Origin of the sequence: Serratia sp. BIGb0163 (genome assembly GCF_024809935.1) — a bacterium.
Classification (GTDB): Bacteria; Pseudomonadota; Gammaproteobacteria; order Enterobacterales; family Enterobacteriaceae; genus Serratia; species Serratia quinivorans.
The window spans coordinates 200,742-217,012 of the sequence record NZ_JANUDZ010000005.1 but is presented as its reverse complement, the minus strand read 5'-3'; the positions used below and the strand labels follow the sequence as shown (position 1 = coordinate 217,012).

The 16,271-nt window shown below is 57.9% G+C and carries 16 protein-coding genes; 11 read left to right on the top strand and 5 right to left on the bottom strand.

The genetic code is table 11. The features are described 5' to 3' along the window. Positions 1 to 99: 99 nt before the first annotated feature. Genes M2406_RS18205 through M2406_RS18190 form a run of 4 tightly spaced genes read left to right on the top strand, consistent with a single transcriptional unit; the run spans position 100 to position 3,757 of the window. Positions 100 to 465, top strand: a complete 366-nt coding sequence (locus tag M2406_RS18205) for a copper resistance protein (RefSeq protein WP_259190966.1) — start codon at positions 100 to 102, stop codon at positions 463 to 465. Between the two features lie 49 nt (positions 466 to 514). Next, positions 515 to 2,551, top strand: coding sequence for a protein-disulfide reductase DsbD (locus M2406_RS18200; RefSeq protein WP_259190965.1), 2,037 nt, complete (start codon positions 515 to 517; stop codon positions 2,549 to 2,551). Next, positions 2,548 to 3,264 carry a DsbA family protein gene (locus tag M2406_RS18195; protein ID WP_259190964.1) on the top strand — a complete coding sequence of 239 codons (717 nt, stop codon included), beginning with the start codon at positions 2,548 to 2,550 and terminating at the stop codon, positions 3,262 to 3,264. The genes M2406_RS18200 and M2406_RS18195 overlap by 4 nt, the downstream gene beginning before the upstream one ends. Then, complete coding sequence (locus tag M2406_RS18190; RefSeq protein WP_259190963.1) at positions 3,257 to 3,757, top strand: protein disulfide oxidoreductase; 501 nt, start codon at positions 3,257 to 3,259, stop codon at positions 3,755 to 3,757. Before M2406_RS18195 ends, M2406_RS18190 begins: the two co-directional genes overlap by 8 nt. An 8-nt stretch (positions 3,758 to 3,765) precedes the next feature. Here M2406_RS18190 and M2406_RS18185 read toward each other — a convergent pair whose 3' ends face one another. Next, positions 3,766 to 5,223: a PLP-dependent aminotransferase family protein gene (locus M2406_RS18185; RefSeq protein WP_112363900.1), complete on the bottom strand. Its 1,458-nt coding sequence runs from the start codon at positions 5,221 to 5,223 to the stop codon at positions 3,766 to 3,768. 171 nt (positions 5,224 to 5,394) lie between these two features. Between M2406_RS18185 and M2406_RS18180 the strand changes: the two genes are divergently transcribed. Beyond that, a complete protein-coding gene (locus tag M2406_RS18180; RefSeq protein WP_012146060.1) occupies positions 5,395 to 6,390 on the top strand; it encodes a DMT family transporter in 996 nt (331 codons plus the stop codon). A gap of 155 nt (positions 6,391 to 6,545) precedes the next feature. Then, the gene (locus M2406_RS18175; RefSeq protein ID WP_115184153.1) at positions 6,546 to 7,175 is read left to right on the top strand and encodes a CatB-related O-acetyltransferase; all 630 of its coding nucleotides are present in this window, start codon (positions 6,546 to 6,548) and stop codon (positions 7,173 to 7,175) included. A 222-nt stretch (positions 7,176 to 7,397) separates the two neighbouring features. On the opposite strand, the gene M2406_RS18170 is transcribed toward M2406_RS18175, so the two are convergent. The 3 genes from M2406_RS18170 to M2406_RS18160 are packed head-to-tail and all read right to left on the bottom strand — an operon-like array spanning position 7,398 to position 10,351. Continuing rightward, complete coding sequence (locus M2406_RS18170; protein WP_012146058.1) at positions 7,398 to 8,915, bottom strand: tripartite tricarboxylate transporter permease; 1,518 nt, start codon at positions 8,913 to 8,915, stop codon at positions 7,398 to 7,400. Positions 8,916 to 8,926: 11 nt separating this feature from the next. Next, positions 8,927 to 9,358 carry a tripartite tricarboxylate transporter TctB family protein gene (locus M2406_RS18165; RefSeq protein WP_112363903.1) on the bottom strand — a complete coding sequence of 144 codons (432 nt, stop codon included), beginning with the start codon at positions 9,356 to 9,358 and terminating at the stop codon, positions 8,927 to 8,929. 12 nt (positions 9,359 to 9,370) lie between these two features. Next, complete coding sequence (locus M2406_RS18160) at positions 9,371 to 10,351, bottom strand: tripartite tricarboxylate transporter substrate binding protein (protein ID WP_012146056.1); 981 nt, start codon at positions 10,349 to 10,351, stop codon at positions 9,371 to 9,373. Between the two features lie 299 nt (positions 10,352 to 10,650). Here M2406_RS18160 and M2406_RS18155 point away from each other — a divergent pair, with 299 nt between their 5' ends. From M2406_RS18155 to M2406_RS18145, 3 genes are all read left to right on the top strand, one after another. Continuing rightward, positions 10,651 to 10,971, top strand: coding sequence for a hypothetical protein (locus M2406_RS18155; RefSeq protein WP_012146055.1), 321 nt, complete (start codon positions 10,651 to 10,653; stop codon positions 10,969 to 10,971). Positions 10,972 to 11,187: 216 nt separating this feature from the next. After that, complete coding sequence (gene tctD / locus M2406_RS18150) at positions 11,188 to 11,862, top strand: transcriptional regulator TctD (protein WP_012146054.1); 675 nt, start codon at positions 11,188 to 11,190, stop codon at positions 11,860 to 11,862. Then, on the top strand, positions 11,849 to 13,267 hold the full coding sequence (locus tag M2406_RS18145; RefSeq protein WP_012146053.1) for a sensor histidine kinase: 1,419 nt from the start codon (positions 11,849 to 11,851) through the stop codon (positions 13,265 to 13,267). The genes tctD and M2406_RS18145 overlap by 14 nt, the downstream gene beginning before the upstream one ends. On the opposite strand, the gene M2406_RS18140 is transcribed toward M2406_RS18145, so the two are convergent. Next, positions 13,264 to 14,166 (bottom strand): DMT family transporter, encoded by a 903-nt coding sequence (locus M2406_RS18140; protein WP_259190962.1) that lies wholly within the window; start codon positions 14,164 to 14,166, stop codon positions 13,264 to 13,266. The genes M2406_RS18145 and M2406_RS18140 overlap by 4 nt on opposite strands. A 117-nt stretch (positions 14,167 to 14,283) precedes the next feature. On the opposite strand from M2406_RS18140, the gene M2406_RS18135 reads away from it, so the two are divergent. Both M2406_RS18135 and pdxB read left to right on the top strand, forming a co-directional pair. Beyond that, the gene (locus tag M2406_RS18135; protein WP_012146051.1) at positions 14,284 to 15,057 is read left to right on the top strand and encodes a helix-turn-helix domain-containing protein; all 774 of its coding nucleotides are present in this window, start codon (positions 14,284 to 14,286) and stop codon (positions 15,055 to 15,057) included. 53 nt (positions 15,058 to 15,110) lie between these two features. Beyond that, the gene (gene pdxB / locus M2406_RS18130; protein WP_012146050.1) at positions 15,111 to 16,232 is read left to right on the top strand and encodes a 4-phosphoerythronate dehydrogenase PdxB; all 1,122 of its coding nucleotides are present in this window, start codon (positions 15,111 to 15,113) and stop codon (positions 16,230 to 16,232) included. Positions 16,233 to 16,271: the final 39 nt, after the last annotated feature.

Below are 16,271 nucleotides of genomic sequence, written 5' to 3'. Positions count from 1 at the left end.
CCGCGACCAATACCGTCCTCAGACATTTCTTTACAGGCAAAACATTGCTAAAAGCGTCTGCGCCGCTAAGATAAGCGCAGACTTGGAATTGAGGACGGCATGGTTAAACAGCAGCGGATTGCGAAATGGTTTTTATGCCTGGCTTGCCTGGTGGTGCTGACCTGCATGACTCAGCGCATGGCGAGCCTGCATGCGTTGCAGCAAGTGATGGGCCTGCCTGCCGTCAGCACTCTCACCTCTGCCACCGATGATGCCGCTGAACTGCAACCCAGTCCCTGCGAACTGAGTGCAAAATCCCTGTTGGCCTCGCCGCCGGTAATGTTCGAAACCCTGCTGTTCGGCCTGGGTATGTTGCTGGTGCTGTTGGCCCCGACCGTGGCCGCGCGTCTGCGCATTCCCCCTCCCAGAGTTATTTCCCCCACCACCCTCAGGGTACATCTGCGATTATGCGTATTCCGTGAATGAGTTCATCGCCCGTCTGTTTTGGTGATTGATTCATTTATGGAGAAAAAACATGTTAAATATCATCAGGTCGGCATTAGCCTGCCTGTTACTGCTGTGGCTACCTGCTTTGCAGGCGGCGGACAGCGGCTGGCTACAAAGCCCGACTAACGATCACGCCAAGGTGCGGCTGCGCGCCGATACCTCGCACAGCGGGGAAACCCGTTTGCTGCTGGGCATTGAGCTGCAAAAAGGCTGGAAAACCTACTGGCGTTCGCCGGGGGAAGGCGGTATTGCGCCGACCATCGCCTGGCAGGGTAATCCACCGCCGGCAACCTGGTTCTGGCCAACGCCGCAGCGTTTTGACGTTGCCGGCATCTCCACCCAGGGTTATCACGATCGGGTTGAGCTGCCGATGGTGATGAAAGGCGCGGTGCCACGTCAGTTGGCGGGCACCTTGACGCTGTCTACCTGCAGCAACGTCTGCATTTTGACCGACTATCCGTTCAGTCTGGATCTGGACGCGCCGTCCGACGCGCAGTTTACCCATGACTTTGCCCAGGCAATGGGGCAGGTACCTATTGCCGATGGGTTGGTGGAGAGTATTAAAGCCGGTTATCAGAACGGGGAACTGCAGATCAGCGCCGAGCGAGCTGCCGGTTGGCAGCAGCCTGAGCTGTTCTTCGATACGCTGGAGGATGCCGATCTCGGTAAGCCGAAGGTCAGCAGTGACGGAACCCGGATGTTCGCGCGGGTGCCGGTTAGTGATGGCTGGGGCGATAGCGCACCGGATCTGCGTGGCAAAACCCTGACGTTGGTGATCGGTGACGGCGGCGTGGCACAGCAGGTGACGTTACCTATTGAAGGGCCACTGACCTCTCCCGTTGCGGCAAGCTTCTCACTGTGGCAGGCGGTGCTGATGGCACTGGCCGGTGGCCTGATCCTCAACCTGATGCCGTGCGTGTTGCCGGTATTAGGCATCAAACTGGGCTCGATTTTGCAGGTCGAACAGCGTGATCGGCACAGTATCCGGCTGCAGTTCCTGGCCTCGTCGTTCGGCATTGTGGCGTCATTTATGGCGCTGGCGTTGCTGATGACGCTGCTGCGACTGAGCAACCAGGCGCTTGGCTGGGGCATTCAGTTCCAAAACCCGTGGTTTATCGGTTTTATGGTGCTGGTGACGCTGTTATTCAGCGCTAACCTGTTCGGCCTGTTCCATCTGCAACTTTCCTCTTCGCTGAACACCAAACTGGCGACCCATAACGGCCGTGGCCTGAGTGGGCATTTCTGGCAGGGCGCTTTCGCTACCTTGCTGGCGACGCCATGTTCCGCGCCCTTCCTGGGTACCGCGGTGGCCTTTGCTCTGGCAGCACCGCTGCCGGTGCTGTGGGGCATGTTTGTCGCGCTGGGCATCGGGATGAGCCTGCCCTGGCTCTTGATTGCCGCCTGGCCGGCGCTGGCACTGCGTTTACCTCGTCCGGGGCGTTGGATGAACAGCCTGCGGCTGGTGATGGGGTTGCTGATGCTGGCTTCTTCGTTGTGGCTGCTAAGCCTGATGGCCAACCATATCGGTGGAGTCCCAACGCTGGTGGTGGGTGTTATCGCGCTGCTGGCCCTGTTGCTGGCGGTCGGTTGGCAACACGGGGTTCGCCTGGCGGCCAAGCTGGCAGCCGCTACCCTGGTGCTTGTTGGGGTGGTGCTATTGGCCGGTTCGCTGACCGCCGGGCTGTGGCGTCAGCCGCTGCACGACAATGTGGCCTGGCAACCGCTGAGCGAGGAGGCGATCACCCAGGCGCTGGCCCAGAACAAACGGGTGTTTGTCGACGTCACCGCTGACTGGTGCGTGACCTGTAAAGCCAACAAATTCAACGTACTGCTGCGCGATGACGTGCAAAAAGCGCTGAGCGCCGAGGACGTTGTCGCCCTGCGGGGGGACTGGAGCCGTCCATCGGCCGAAATTAGCGCCTTCCTGCAACAACGCGGCAGCGTCGCCGTGCCTTTTAATCAAATTTATGGCCCCGGCAGGCGCGACGGCGTGGTGTTGTCCCCACTGTTGACCCGCGATGCCGTATTGCAAACCCTGTCCGCCGCCAAAGGAAATTCACAATGAAAAAATTAATGATTTTACTGATGTTGATCGCCACCCCTGTCTGGGCCGCTGCCCCATTTACTCCAGAACAGGAAGTCCGCATTAAAGAGCTGATCCGCGAAACGCTGGTGTCGAACCCGGATATTCTGGCGCAGGCGGTCGATGCCTGGCAGCAGCAAACCGCCGGCCAGCAAATCAGCCAGGCGATCAAGCAAAACGCCAAAGCCCTGTATGAAGACCCGGCCAGCCCGCGTCTGGGGGCGACCAACGCCAAACTGACGCTGGTGACCTTTACCGATTACAACTGTCCGTACTGCAAGCGTTTTGATCCGATGCTGGAGAAGATCGTCAAACAATATCCGGATGTCGCGTTGGTGGTGAAATTATTGCCGTTCAAAGGCGAAAGCTCGGTCAGTTCGGCACGGGTGGCATTGACTGCCTGGCAGCAGCATCCGGACCAGTTTTGGGAGTTGCACCAGCGGCTGATGGCGAAAAAAGGTTTCCACGACACCGCCAGCATTGCCGCTGCCCAGCAGAAAACCGGAGTGAAAGAAGTGGCACCCAGTGAGCTGAGCATGACCACGTTGCGCACTAACATGGAGCTGGCAGAAAAATTGGGCGTGCAGGGGACGCCGGCAACGCTGATCGGCGATCAGATGTTGCCGGGGGCAGTGTCTTACGAGGAGCTGGAGGCGATGGTGAAACAGCAATTGGCGAAGGTCAAAAATGGCTAGGCTGCGGCGTTGGGCGCGGGAACTGCTGATCCTGCTGTTGATTGTCCTGGTGGCGGCGTTCGGCATGGACTGGCTGCGTGCACCGCAGGCTCCGCCAGCCTTCGATTCGCAGCTCCTGACGACGCTGAGTGGTGAGCAGGTGTCACTGGCACAGCTCAGTCAGGATAAACCCTTGCTGGTCTATTTCTGGGCCAGCTGGTGCGGTGTTTGCCGCTTCACCACGCCCTATGTTGCCAGACTGGTCGGCGAGGGCGACAACGTGCTGACCGTAGCGCTGCGCTCCGGTGACGATGCTCAGGTGGCGAGGTGGCTGGCAGGTAAGAGGGTGACCTTGCCGGTGGTTAACGACCCGCGTGGCGAACTGTCGGCGCAGTGGCAAATCGGCGTTACCCCGACGCTGGTGATTATCTCCAAAGGCCAGGTGGTGCAGAGCACCACCGGCTGGACCAGCTATTGGGGCATGAAGCTGCGGCTGTGGTGGGCCGGGCTGTAATCACCGGTTTATTCTGAATCTATCACCTGACTAATCGCCCGGCACAGCCGGGCGATACCTTCTTCAATCAGCGGCGGCGTGTTGGCGGCGAAATTCAATCGCAGGCCGTGCGCGCCACGCTGTTCCTCGGCATAAAAACACTCTCCGCGTGCAAAAGTCACGCCTTGTCGCCAGGCCACCGGCATCAGTGCTTCGGTGCTAACGGCGGCGGGCAGCGTCAGCCAGATAAACAACCCGCCCTCCGGCGTTTCAAACCGGCAGCCTGGCGGCAGTTGCTGCTGTAATGCGGCGACCATCACATCCCGGTGCTGGCGATAGACTCGTCCGGCACGCCGCAGTTGCTTGTCGTAGCGCCCGATGGTGACGAAGGCGTCCAGCGCGCGCTGGATCAGATTGGAACTGGTAAAACTGTCGACGTGTTTCAATCGGGCGATGCGTTGATAGTGTTCGCTGTCCGCCACCAGATAGCCGATGCGCATGCTGGGCAACAGCATTTTGGAAAATGTGCTGACATAAATCACCGCCCCCGGCTGCGCAAGCGCCCGCAGCGAGGGCAATTGCTTGCCGTTGTAGCGCAAATCGCCGACAAAATCGTCCTCGAGGATCACCACCCCGGCATGCTGAGCCAGTGCCAACAGGCGACGCCGCCGGGCTTCACTCATGCAGCGCCCGGTAGGGTTATGGAAATTGGGTATGGTGTAAATCAGCTTCGGCCGGTGTTTTTCCAGCAGGGCGGGCAGTTGGTCAACCAGCATGCCGTGCCGATCGCTGGGAATGGTGACGATATTGATGCGGTGCAGGCGCAGTAGCCCCAGGGCTTCGGCGTAGGTCGGCTGTTCGACGATCACCGTATCGCCCGGCTCCAGCAGGCTTTGCACAATCAGGCTGATGGCGTGTTGTGAACCGTTGGTGATCAGCAATTGTTCCGCATGGGTCGGAATGCCCTGCGCGGTGAGGATCCGCCCCAGCGTATCGCGCAGCGGGTAGTAGCCACAGTATTCGCCATAGCTGAAAGCCTCTTCCGCATGGCGGCTGAGCACCGACAGCAAGATCTTGCGGAACTCTTCCTGTGGGAAAACTTTCGGACTGCCGACACCGGCAGCAAAGTTGATGATGCTGTCCGGCAGCGGGATATCGGGGTAACCATCCAGCCGTGAGGTCAGGGTGGTAAAACGCTCCGCCGGGAAAGGGACATCGGTTGCCGGTTGTGGCTGTGCGGGCTGTGCCAGCGGGTGCTGGACATAGGCACCGCTGCCGCGTCGCTGGCGTAAAAAGCCTTTGGCTGCCAATTCGGCATAGGCGTTGTCCACCGTCAACCGGCTGACGGCCAATTCGCCGGCAAGCTGGCGCGTGGAGGGCAGTTTGTCACCATCAACAAATACGCCGCTCAGGATTGCCCGCCGCAACGCCTCCTCAATTTGCAGATACAGCGGAACATCCTGCTGACGGTCTAACGGAATATGCATGCAAAATTGGCTCGGTAGTTGGTGGCACTTTTTACTATACCCCATAGCAGCAGGCCTTCAAGCGGATAAAAGTGGCCTGTATAACATCGGGGGAAAGTGGCTCTGGCGGCAAAATCGCGCGGCGTTAGAATCTCTGCCTGAGTCTATTACCGCCGTTTTTTTGAGGGTGTCATGTCATTACCATCGGGTGTTTCAGTCAGGCCGGTTTTCCCCGGCGCGCGCATTTTACAGGGCAGCAGTCAGGGTTATGTGATTGCCATTATCAGCGCCATGTTGCTGGCCTTTACCGCCATTATTATCCGCGTGTTGACGCAGTATTATCACCTGCCGACCTTTGTGCTGGCCTTTTGGCGAGCGGCATTGGTGGCGCTGGTTTTATTACCGGCGTTGTTGCTGTTCAAGCCTGAGTGGGCACGCTTACGGCGTTCCCAGATCCCGTTTTATGCCTGTTATGGTCTGCTGCTGGCGGTATTCAACAGCCTGTGGACGCTGTCGGTGGCGCTGAACGGCGCGTCGGTGGCGACCATCCTGACTTACTGCTCGGTGGGTTTTACCGTCTTCCTCGGCTGGATGATCTACAGCGAACGCCTGAACCTGCGCCAGTTGGTGGTGATTGTGGTCAGCCTGGGCGGCTGTTTTCTGGTCAGCAACGGTGACAGCATGGGCAACAGCCATTTCAACCTGCTGGGGTTGTTGGTCGGTATGCTGTCCGGCATCGGTTATACCCTCTACACGCTGGGCGGACGGGTGGCGACTGAACGCCATTATCCGGTGTGGAATACCATTTTGTACGTGTTCGGTTTTTCCGCCGTCTATCAGTGGCTGTTCAACATTGCGCTGACGTTATACCCGCTGGCGGCATTCCACGGCATGACCGGTTCTTTGTGGTTCCTTTCCGAGGGCGTTCAGGGCATCGAGTGGCGCGGTTGGTTGTTGCTGTTGACGCTGGCCGCAGGCCCGACGCTGTTGGGGTTTGGTTTGTACAACATCAGCCTGAAAACCCTGCCGCTGGCGGTAGCGAACCTGATTTTGTCGCTGGAGTTGGTGTTCACGGCGGTGATCGCCTATTTCCTGCTGGGGGAAAACATGAACTCGTTACAACTGCTCGGCAGCGCCCTGGTGATGGGCGGGGTGCTGATGTTGAAAAACAAGACGGCCGAGGCCTGATTTGTTAGCATTATGCCGAGATTTGGAGGCAATAATGACCAATAACCCAAGATTAAAACGGGCGTTAATCGCTTAGTCCGGCAGTGTTTTGCGACCAAAAAACACTGCCACAGACTTTAGGCTGTGGCTCTTGCAATGAATATAGAGAAAGCGCCATGACTGAAAAACACTGGTCAAAAACAGAACTGCTGCACCAAACGGTGACCAACCCCAATATTATCGTCAAAGGGACCCACAGCTATTACAGCGACTACCTGGATGACGGTTTTGAACGCTCCGTGGTGCGTTATTTGCACGGGGACGAGGTCAGCCAACAGTGGCAGCCGCTAGGGGCGATAGACCAATTGCTGATCGGCGATTATGTCTGCATTGCCGCCGAGGCCGTGATCCTGATGGGGGGGAATCATACTCACCGTGCCGATTGGTTCTGCCTGTATCCGATGATGGAAAGCATTCTGGCTTCCTATCAGCCGAGGGGCGACACCCGGTTAGGGGACGGTTGTTGGATCGGGATGCGGGCGATGCTGATGCCGGGTGTGAGCATTGGGGAAGGGGCGATAGTGGCTGCTGGCAGTATTGTGACCAAGGATGTTGAACCTTACACCATCGTGGGCGGCAATCCGGCACGGCCAATCAAACTGCGGTTTAGCCCGCAGACCATCGCCCGGTTATTGGCTTTGCGTATTTATGATTTGTCGGCGGAAGATTTTGCCCGCGTGCAGCCCTTGCTGGCCGATGATGATATTGCGGCCCTGGAACGGGCGATAGCTGAAATTAAGCGTTAAATGAAAAGGGCGGGAATAACCCGTAATGCCGGTCAGTTAAGCAAAGTTCTGAATAATAATGTACGACTTTGCTAAAGTGATAGTCCCCCTCTCCAGAGGGAGAGGGCCGGGGTGAGGGGCTTTCGCGTCAATATGTATCCCCTCACCCTAACCCTCTCCCAAAGGAGAGGGAACAATACACCTTAACTGACAAGCATTACGGGAATAACCCCGCCCTTTGACTTATTCGGCCTTGGCCGCTTCCACCGTTTGGCGACGTTTGCGCACTATGCGCAACACCAGCGGCAGTACCAGCACGGCTACCGCCAACACCAGCAAGGTTTGCGCGATGCTGCTGCTCCACAGGATGCCAAACTGTCCGTTGCTGATAGACAGCGCGCGGCGCAGGTTCTGCTCCAGCATCTCTCCCAACACGAAGCCCAGGATCAACGGCGACATCGGGAAGTGCATTTTCCTCAGGATGTAGCCAAACACCCCCAGTCCGACCATCAACAGCAGGTCAAAGGTGGTGCTGTGCACCGCATAAACACCGACCGCCGACACTGCGGCAATCGCCGGTACCAGGAACCACAGCGGAATGGTCAGCATGCGGGTGAACAGACCAACCAACGGCAGGTTCATAATCAACAAAATGACGTTGGCAATCAGCAGTGCGGCGATCAGCCCCCAGACAATATCTGGCTGCTCGGTGAACATCGCCGGGCCGGGTGTGATGTTGTACAGAGTCAGTGCGCCCATCATTACCGCCGTGGTACCGGAACCCGGCACGCCCAGCGTCAGCATCGGAATAAACGAGCCGCAGGCCGAAGCGTTATTGGCCGCCTCAGGAGCCGCCACGCCGCGAATATCCCCTTTACCGAAGGTGTCGCTGTTGCCGCTGATTTTCTTTTCGGTCATATAGGTGAGCGCACTGGCGATGGTGGCACCCGCGCCCGGCAAAATGCCGACGAAGAAACCGATCACCGAAGAGCGCAGCGTGGGGCCAACGCATTCGGCAGCCTCTTTGCGATTAAACAGTAAGCGACCGGTTTTGCGCACCAGCTTCTGCCCGGTGCTGGTACTTTCCAGCATCAACAAAATTTCACTGACCGAGAACAGGCCGATCACCACCACGATGAACTGCACGCCGTCGGAGAGATGAACGCTGTCGAAAGTGAAGCGATAAACGCCGGTGTTGGCATCCACCCCGACCGTCGCCAGCCCCAGGCCAATCAGCGCCGCCAGCAGCGACTTCAGCGGGTTCTGGCTCATCATGCTGCCCAGGCAGGCGATGGCGAACACCATCAGGGCAAAATATTCCGCCGGGCCGAACGCTAGCGACCAGCGTGCCAGCAGCGGGGCGAACAGGATAATGCCGCCGATGGCGATCATCGAACCGACGAAAGAGCTGACCGCCGAGATCGACAGCGCCACACCGGCGCGCCCCTGTTGCGCCATCGGATAGCCGTCCAGGGCCGTCATGATCGCCGCCGCGTCACCCGGCACGTTGAGCAGGATCGAGGAAATACGACCGCCGTATTCGCAGCCGATATACACCGTCGCCAGCAGGATCAGTGCGGACTCTGCCGGCAGTTTGAGAGCGAACGCCAGCGGCAGCAAAATAGCCACGCCGTTGATCGGCCCCAACCCCGGCAGCAGGCCGACAATGGTGCCAACGAAGCAGCCGATCAGGGCGATAATCAGGTTCTGTGGCACCAATGCCACCTCGAACCCTTGAGACAAATACATCCAGGTTTCCATCATCGCCCCCGTTAGCTCAGCCAAACGCCGAGTGGCAGTGTCACATCAAGTAAGCGGTCAAAGGCGTAATACAGCGCCACGCCCATCACCACGCCGGACACCAATGCCGCTTTCAGGCTGGCCTGGAACAGCAGGCCAATGCTGAAGGTCAGCAGTGCGGTTGCCAGCGGGAAGCCCAGCCATTCGAAGCCCCAGGCGTACAGCACCAGCGTAATGACCAGCACCAGCAGGCGTTGCATCACCTTGTTATGCGGCCATTCAACCACCTGCGGCTTGTTCAGCAGCAGTAACGCCGCGCACAGCGCCATCAGGCTGAGAATCGCCAGCGGGAAGGGACGGGGGCCCAGCGGTTCGTAGCTGTATTCGCTCTGAATACCCCAGCCGATAAACAGGCCGCCAATGCACAGCAGCAGCCAGAAACCGGCGAAAATGCGATCGCTCATGGTAGCCTCCGGTTACTTGGCCAGGCCGAAAACTTTGGCCTGTTCGCGGTACTGATTGACCTGGTTTTTCACGTAGGCATCCAGTTCCTTGCCAGCCAGGTTGAATTCAAACAGACCACGCAGATCGCGCTGTTTTTTGAACTCGTCGGTTGCCATCATTTTTTGGAAGGTGTCGAGCCACCACTGGTACTCCTCTTCGCTGACCTTCGGGCCAACGTAGAAACCGCGGATAATCGGCCATACCAGATTGAAGCCTTGCTCTTTGGCGGTCGGCACATTGGCTAACTGGCCCGGCAGGCGTTGATCGGAGTACACCGCCAGCACGCGAATTTTGTCGCCCTGCAGGTAAGGCACCATTTCGCTCAGATCGCCGGAAACTGCCTGAATGTGGTTGCCCAGCAATGCGGTAACCGGCTCGCCGCCGCCTTCGAATGCCACGTAACGCATCTTGTGAGGATCGACCCCGACCTCACGCGCCAGCAGGGCGGTTTTCATCCAGTCCTGGCTACCGATCGAGGCACCCGCGCCGAACACCACGCTGTTCGGATCTTTTTGGAAGGCATCCATCAGGTCTTTCAGGGTTTTGTATGGCGAGTCGGCACGGACCGCGATCATGCCGTAGTCGGTACCGACGGCGGCCAGCCATTTCACGTCGTCCACGTTGTAGCGGCCGAATTTCCCTTGTGACAGGTTCAGCAACGAGCCACCGGAGAAGGCGACAACCGTGCCGAACTCTGCCGGACGTTGGGCAACGATGGCGTTGTAGGCTACTGCGCCAACGCCGCCGGGCATGTAGGTAACGCGCATCGGTTTATCGATGGCTTTGGTTTCCTGCAGCGAAACCTGAATCAACTTGCAGGTCAGGTCGAACCCTCCGCCGGGCTTGGCAGGGGCGATACATTCGGTGCGTTTCGGTGCTTCGACGGCAAAGGCCTGATTGGCTGCCAACAGCAGGGCGGTGGCGGTCAGAGTGCGGGTGATTATTTTTTTCATTGCTTTCCCCAAGGTATTTTTCAGTCGGTGCGGATCCCCGCCGATACGGGTTGCTGGATTGTTAAATCAACAACCTTTCATTTACCTTTCAACCGGCGGAAAAGTTTCCGGGATGTGATACGCATCTCCTGCCTGGAGTTATAATGCCGTACTGAGTGGCCAAATTGACTGTTGCGCTAACACATGCCACGGGGCAATAACAGCCCGTAAACCTTGCTTAAAGTCTGCGTAATATCATTTTTGCCTTTTCGACCTTGGGATAAAATGGCTAAAAATAAAATCATGACAGGTGTGCGTTTATGTTTTCATTAGGGAAGTTATTCGGTGGCAGGGACAGCAATAAAGTTAAAGCTATCAAGATGTTGCCTTCGGCGTATGCCGACATTTATGGCGATGAAGGTGAGTGCCGGCTGAAACGTCTGCGCCCGGAGCTCGGCGTTTTTGAGCTGCATTTCGCCGATCCCAAAGGCGATAAATACGTTTGCCATATGACTGCCTGTATTACCGGCATTGATATTGTTTTTGCTGCCAATAATCGCTCGGTCTTGGTTTCCCCTCCGTTCACGCCAGCCAAATTGCAGCCGGTGTTGGATATCGCCCTGGCTGATAGAAAAAAATAATGGCGAACCAACGGAATAAACCGCAGTTGCTGGCCGACTGTGGTTTATTCCATGTTGCAATTGTGCCCCAGCTCCCAAAACTGGCCCGGCGTAACCCTTCTTTCCCCGCGTTTTCCATGCCATCCTGCTGTTATAAATATGTTAATTTGCCGTCATCCTGGCCTGGTGGTTATTTCACCGAGGGCATAGGCATAGATAAATCAATGGAATGGAAACATGCGTCTGTTATTGGTTGAAGACCATCCCGAGTTATCCCACTGGCTGCAAAAGGCGCTGACCGGCGTCGGTTTTGCTGTCGACGTCGCGCCGGACGGGCTGGCGGCCGACCACTTGTTGTTAAACGAGAGCTATGCGCTGGTGGTACTGGATGTAGCGCTGCCGCGGCTCAATGGTCTGGAACTGTTGGCCCGGCTGCGCAAGCGCGGGCAGGATTTGCCGGTGCTGTTGCTGACGGCCAGAACCGACGTTGCCGATCGCGTCAAAGGGCTGAATCTGGGGGCCGACGATTACCTGACCAAACCGTTCGAACTCGATGAATTGGAAGCGCGTATTCGGGCATTGCTGCGCCGCAGCGTCGGCGTCACCCAGCAGGCGCTGCAGTATGGTGCGCTGACCTATCACGATGAAGGTTATTTCCAGCTCGACGACAAACCGCTGCAGTTGACGCCCCGAGAGTTGGCGGTGCTGACCGCCTTGATCCACCGGCGTGGCCGCCCGGTTGCCAAACAGCAGCTGTTTGAACAGGTATTTACCCTGTCTGATGAAGCCAACCCGGAAAGCATCGAGCTGTACGTTCATCGGCTGCGGAAAAAGCTGCAGGGCAGCAATGTGGCGATCATCACCCTGCGTGGTCTGGGCTACAGCCTGGAGCTTTGCAATGAGGTGGTTTAACGCGCCACGCTCACTGTTTTATCAACTGTTGTTGTTCTTTGGCCTGCCGCTGCTGGTGCTGGGCGGCATCTCGATATATACCCACTACTTTAGCGCGATGAATGCTGCCACGCTGGCCTACGATCGCACGCTGCTGGCTTCGGCGCGCACCGTGGCGGAACGGCTGGTGGTGCGCAATGGCCGACTGGAAGCGGACGTGCCCTATGTGGTACTCGACAGTTTCGAGCGAAACATGAACGATCAGCTTTATTACGAAGTGATCTCCCCGCAGGGCGACAGTATTTCAGGCTATAACGATTTGCCGCCGATGCCGCCCCATATCCTGCGTTCCAGTCTGTATCCGGCGCTGGTGCATTTTTATGATGCCCAATATCGCGGCCGGCCGATCCGCGTGGCCGCGCTGTATCAGCCGGTCAACGAGTCGGGTGTGATGGGCATGGCGACCATTCTGGTGGCGGAGACGCTGGAATCGCGCCGCTATCTGGCGCGGCAAATGATGCTTTCCGCCTTGCTCAGCCAGGGAACGGTGGTGGTGTTGACCATGATCCTGGCCTTTGCGCTACTCAAGCGGGTGCTTAAGCCGATGCGCAAACTTTCCGGCATTATGCTGCGACGCGATCCGGGCGAACTGACGCCGTTGCCGATGGTGTTGCCCTGGTCGGAAATGCAGCCGCTGTTGCTGGCATTCAACCGTTATATTGAACGACTGCGGCTGATGGTGGCGCGTCAGGAACGTTTCAGCGCCGACGCTTCGCACCAGTTACGCACCCCGTTAACCGTGCTGAAAACCCAGGTGGGGGTAGCGCTGGCCAGTGATAAACCGGAGCAATGGCGGGAAAGTCTGTTGGCGATGAGCACCACGCTGGATAACACCGTGGCGCTGACCGATCGTCTGCTCTATCTCTCCAGGCTCAAAGCCCATGAACATCTTGCCGACCACAAGTTGCAGCCGGTGAATCTGGCGCAGGTACTGCGCGATGCCTGTTTTTCGCGGTTACCGCAGGCACGCAGCAAACGTATTGATCTGGGATATGAGGGGGAATCCGTCTGTTGGGTTGGAGGGGAGGCACTGCTGCTGACCGAACTCTGTGCCAACCTGCTGGACAATGCGCTGAAATACACCCCGAATCAGGGCACGGTCACGGCCCGGTTAAGCATCGATAAGCTGGCTGGGGAGTGCGTACTGGAAATTGAAGACAGCGGCCCGGGCATTGCCGAACAGGATACGGCGCAGGCGCTGCAGCCGTTTCATCGGTTGGATAACGTGGGTAATCAGCCCGGTGCCGGTTTGGGGCTGGCGCTGGTCAGCGACATCACCCGTTATCACGGCACCCGCCCGGAGCTGCTGACCTCGGCCACCCTGGGAGGCCTGTTGGTGCGGGTGCGTTTTCAACTGCTGCCTTAACTTTCACACTCTGCGGTTTGCTTGGCCTTACGGCCCAGCGGCGTGCGCAGACGCTGCGACAGGATCACACCCAACAGGGTGATGCCGCCGCCGATCAAGTGGTAGCTGTGCAGATGTTCATGCAGGAACACCACCGCAATGATGGCGGTAAATACCGGGGCCAGATTCATAAAGATCGACGCGGTATTGGCACCCAAACGCATCACGCCGTGGATCCACAGATAAGGCGCGACGATCGAGGCCGGGATACCGGCGAACAGCACCAGCGGAATATTTTGGCTGGTCAGCGCAACGTCCTGCGCCATCAGGAAGTTAGGCAGTAGCAACACCACGCCGAACACAATCTGTACATACAATGACTGCCAATTCGGCAGCGCAATCGCCCAGCGCTTGGTCAGTACGCCGTACAGCGCATAGGCGGCGGTGGCGGCAAACATCATCAACTCGCCTTTGCCGATGCCATGTTGCAGTAACTCGCCCGGGTTACCGGCGCTCACCAGCCAGATTAAACCGGCCAGCGACAGCAGGCTACCGATCGCGATGCCCACCGTAGGAGCCACTCGCAACAGCACTATGCTGATCAGAATAGTCAGTAACGGGATCAGGGAAACAATAATGCCCATAAACAGCGCGCTGACGCTGTGCGCCGCGTAATAAGCCAGACTCTGATACAACACCATACCCAGCATGCCGAGAACCATTAATTTCCACCAGTTGGCGCGTATCGCCGCCCAGTGACGGACCACGCCGGGCAGCACGAAAGGCGTCAGCGTGATCAGCGCCAGTAACCAGCGATAGAAGGAGATAGCGGCCGGATCGATGGCGGTAGCGGAGAGTTTGCTGACCACGGCATTAATTGACCAAATCAACACCGCCAGCAGAGGGAACAGCATATTCATGATAATTATTCTCATTAACAACGGACATGCTGGCTAGTTTACCCGTGTCCGGTTTATTATATATAGTGATATCCAGACAATATTTGCCCTAAACAAGACAAGTCACGGGACGAAACCATGCCAGAAATCCGTCATTACCCCGAAGCACTGATCCCGGCACCACGACCGGTGCAGTTCCGCTGCGAGGAGTTCAATGCCCGCACGGAGTTCCAGCCGCATCGGCACAGTTGGGGGCAACTGATGTGGGTCAAGGCCGGTGTTATGGTGCTGCGCATCGGCGGTCAGCGTTTTCTGGCACCGCCGGAGTTTGTGCTGTGGGCGCCGGCGGAAATTGAACACTCTTGTTATAACCAGCGCCTGGCGCAGTGCCGCATGGTCGATATTGCGTTGCCGCTGTGCGCCGGGATGCCGGTCGATCCCTGTCTGGTCAGCGTGACGCCCATTTTCCGCGCCATTGCCGAAGATTTTTACGCACGCAAACAATATATCCCGCAGAGCAAACAGGACCTGCGCCTGTGCCGGGCGCTGATCGACCAACTGCATCTGTCGCCGGTTCAACAAACCTACCTGCCGTCATCCGAAGACAAATTCCTGGCACCGGTGCTGGAGGCGCTGGAACACTGTCCTTCGGACAATACGTCGCTCGCCGCCTGGGCTGCCCGGGTCTATACCACCGAGCGTACGCTGTCGCGCCGTTGCCAACAGGATCTGGGCATGTCATTTAGCGAATGGCGCCAGCGTTTGCGTTTCCTGCATGCCGTGTCCCTGCTGGAACAGGGCAAAACCGTGCAGGAGGTGGCGCTGGAGGTAGGGTACAGCTCGGCCTCGGCGTTTATTGTCATGTTTCAGCAAATCGCCGGTACCACCCCCGAGCGCTTTCGCCGGGCATGATTCAGTGGCACACTATTTCCCAGCGAAATAGCCGTAAACCGTCGGAGCAATAAGTGAAAATCCTGGTTGATGAAAATATGCCGTACGCGACTGAGTTGTTCAGTCGTTTGGGGAATGTGCAGGCGGTGCCTGGCCGCCCGATCCCGAGTGATGCGCTGGCCGATGCCGATGCACTGATGGTGCGTTCGGTGACTAAAGTGAATGAAGCCTTGCTGGCCGGTACCCGCATTGGTTTTGTCGGCACCGCGACCGCCGGTACCGACCACGTAGACGACGTTTGGCTGCAACAGCAGGGTATCGGTTTTTCTGCCGCACCGGGCTGCAACGCCATTGCGGTAGTGGAATATGTGTTCTCCGCGCTGATGCTGCTGGCCGAGCGCGATGGTTTCCAACTGCGGGATAAAACTGTCGGTATTATCGGTGTTGGCAACGTAGGCTCACGCCTGGATGCCCGCCTGAAAGCCTTAGGCGTCCGTACCTTGTTATGCGATCCGCCGCGGGCTGAACGCGGTGATGCCGGTGAGTTTTGGCCGTTGGAAAAGCTGGTGGCGGAAGCCGACGTGCTCACTTTCCATACGCCATTGAATAAGTCCGGCCCTTACAACTCGCTGCATCTGGTGGACGCGGAACTGCTGGCGGCATTGCCGGACAATCGCATTCTGATCAACGCTTGTCGCGGTGCGGTGGTGGACAATGCTGCGCTGTTGCAGGCACTGGAGAAAGGCAAAAAACTGAGTACCGTGCTGGACGTGTGGGAGCCGGAACCGGAGCTTTCGCTGCCGTTGTTGGCGCGGGTGGATATTGGCACCGCGCATATTGCCGGTTACACGCTGGAAGGCAAGGCACGCGGCACCACTCAGGTGTTTGAGGCCTTCAGCCGCCACCTGGGCCAGCCGCAACAGATCGAGCTGGCCTCGCTGTTGCCGGTGCCCGAATTCAGCCAGATCCAACTCAATGGGCCGCTGGATGAAGGCAAATTAAAACGATTGATGCACTTGGTGTATGATGTGCGCCGCGATGATGCGCCGCTGCGCAAAGTGGCCGGGCAACCGGGCGAGTTTGATCGTCTGCGCAAGCATTACCAGGAACGCCGTGAATGGTCTTCATTACGCGTCCAGTGCGATGACAGCGCCAGTGCGGAGCTGTTGCACAAGCTGGGTTTCCTGACGGCATAAGGCTTTCTTAAGCCACGGCGACTAATTTTGTTATCAGGG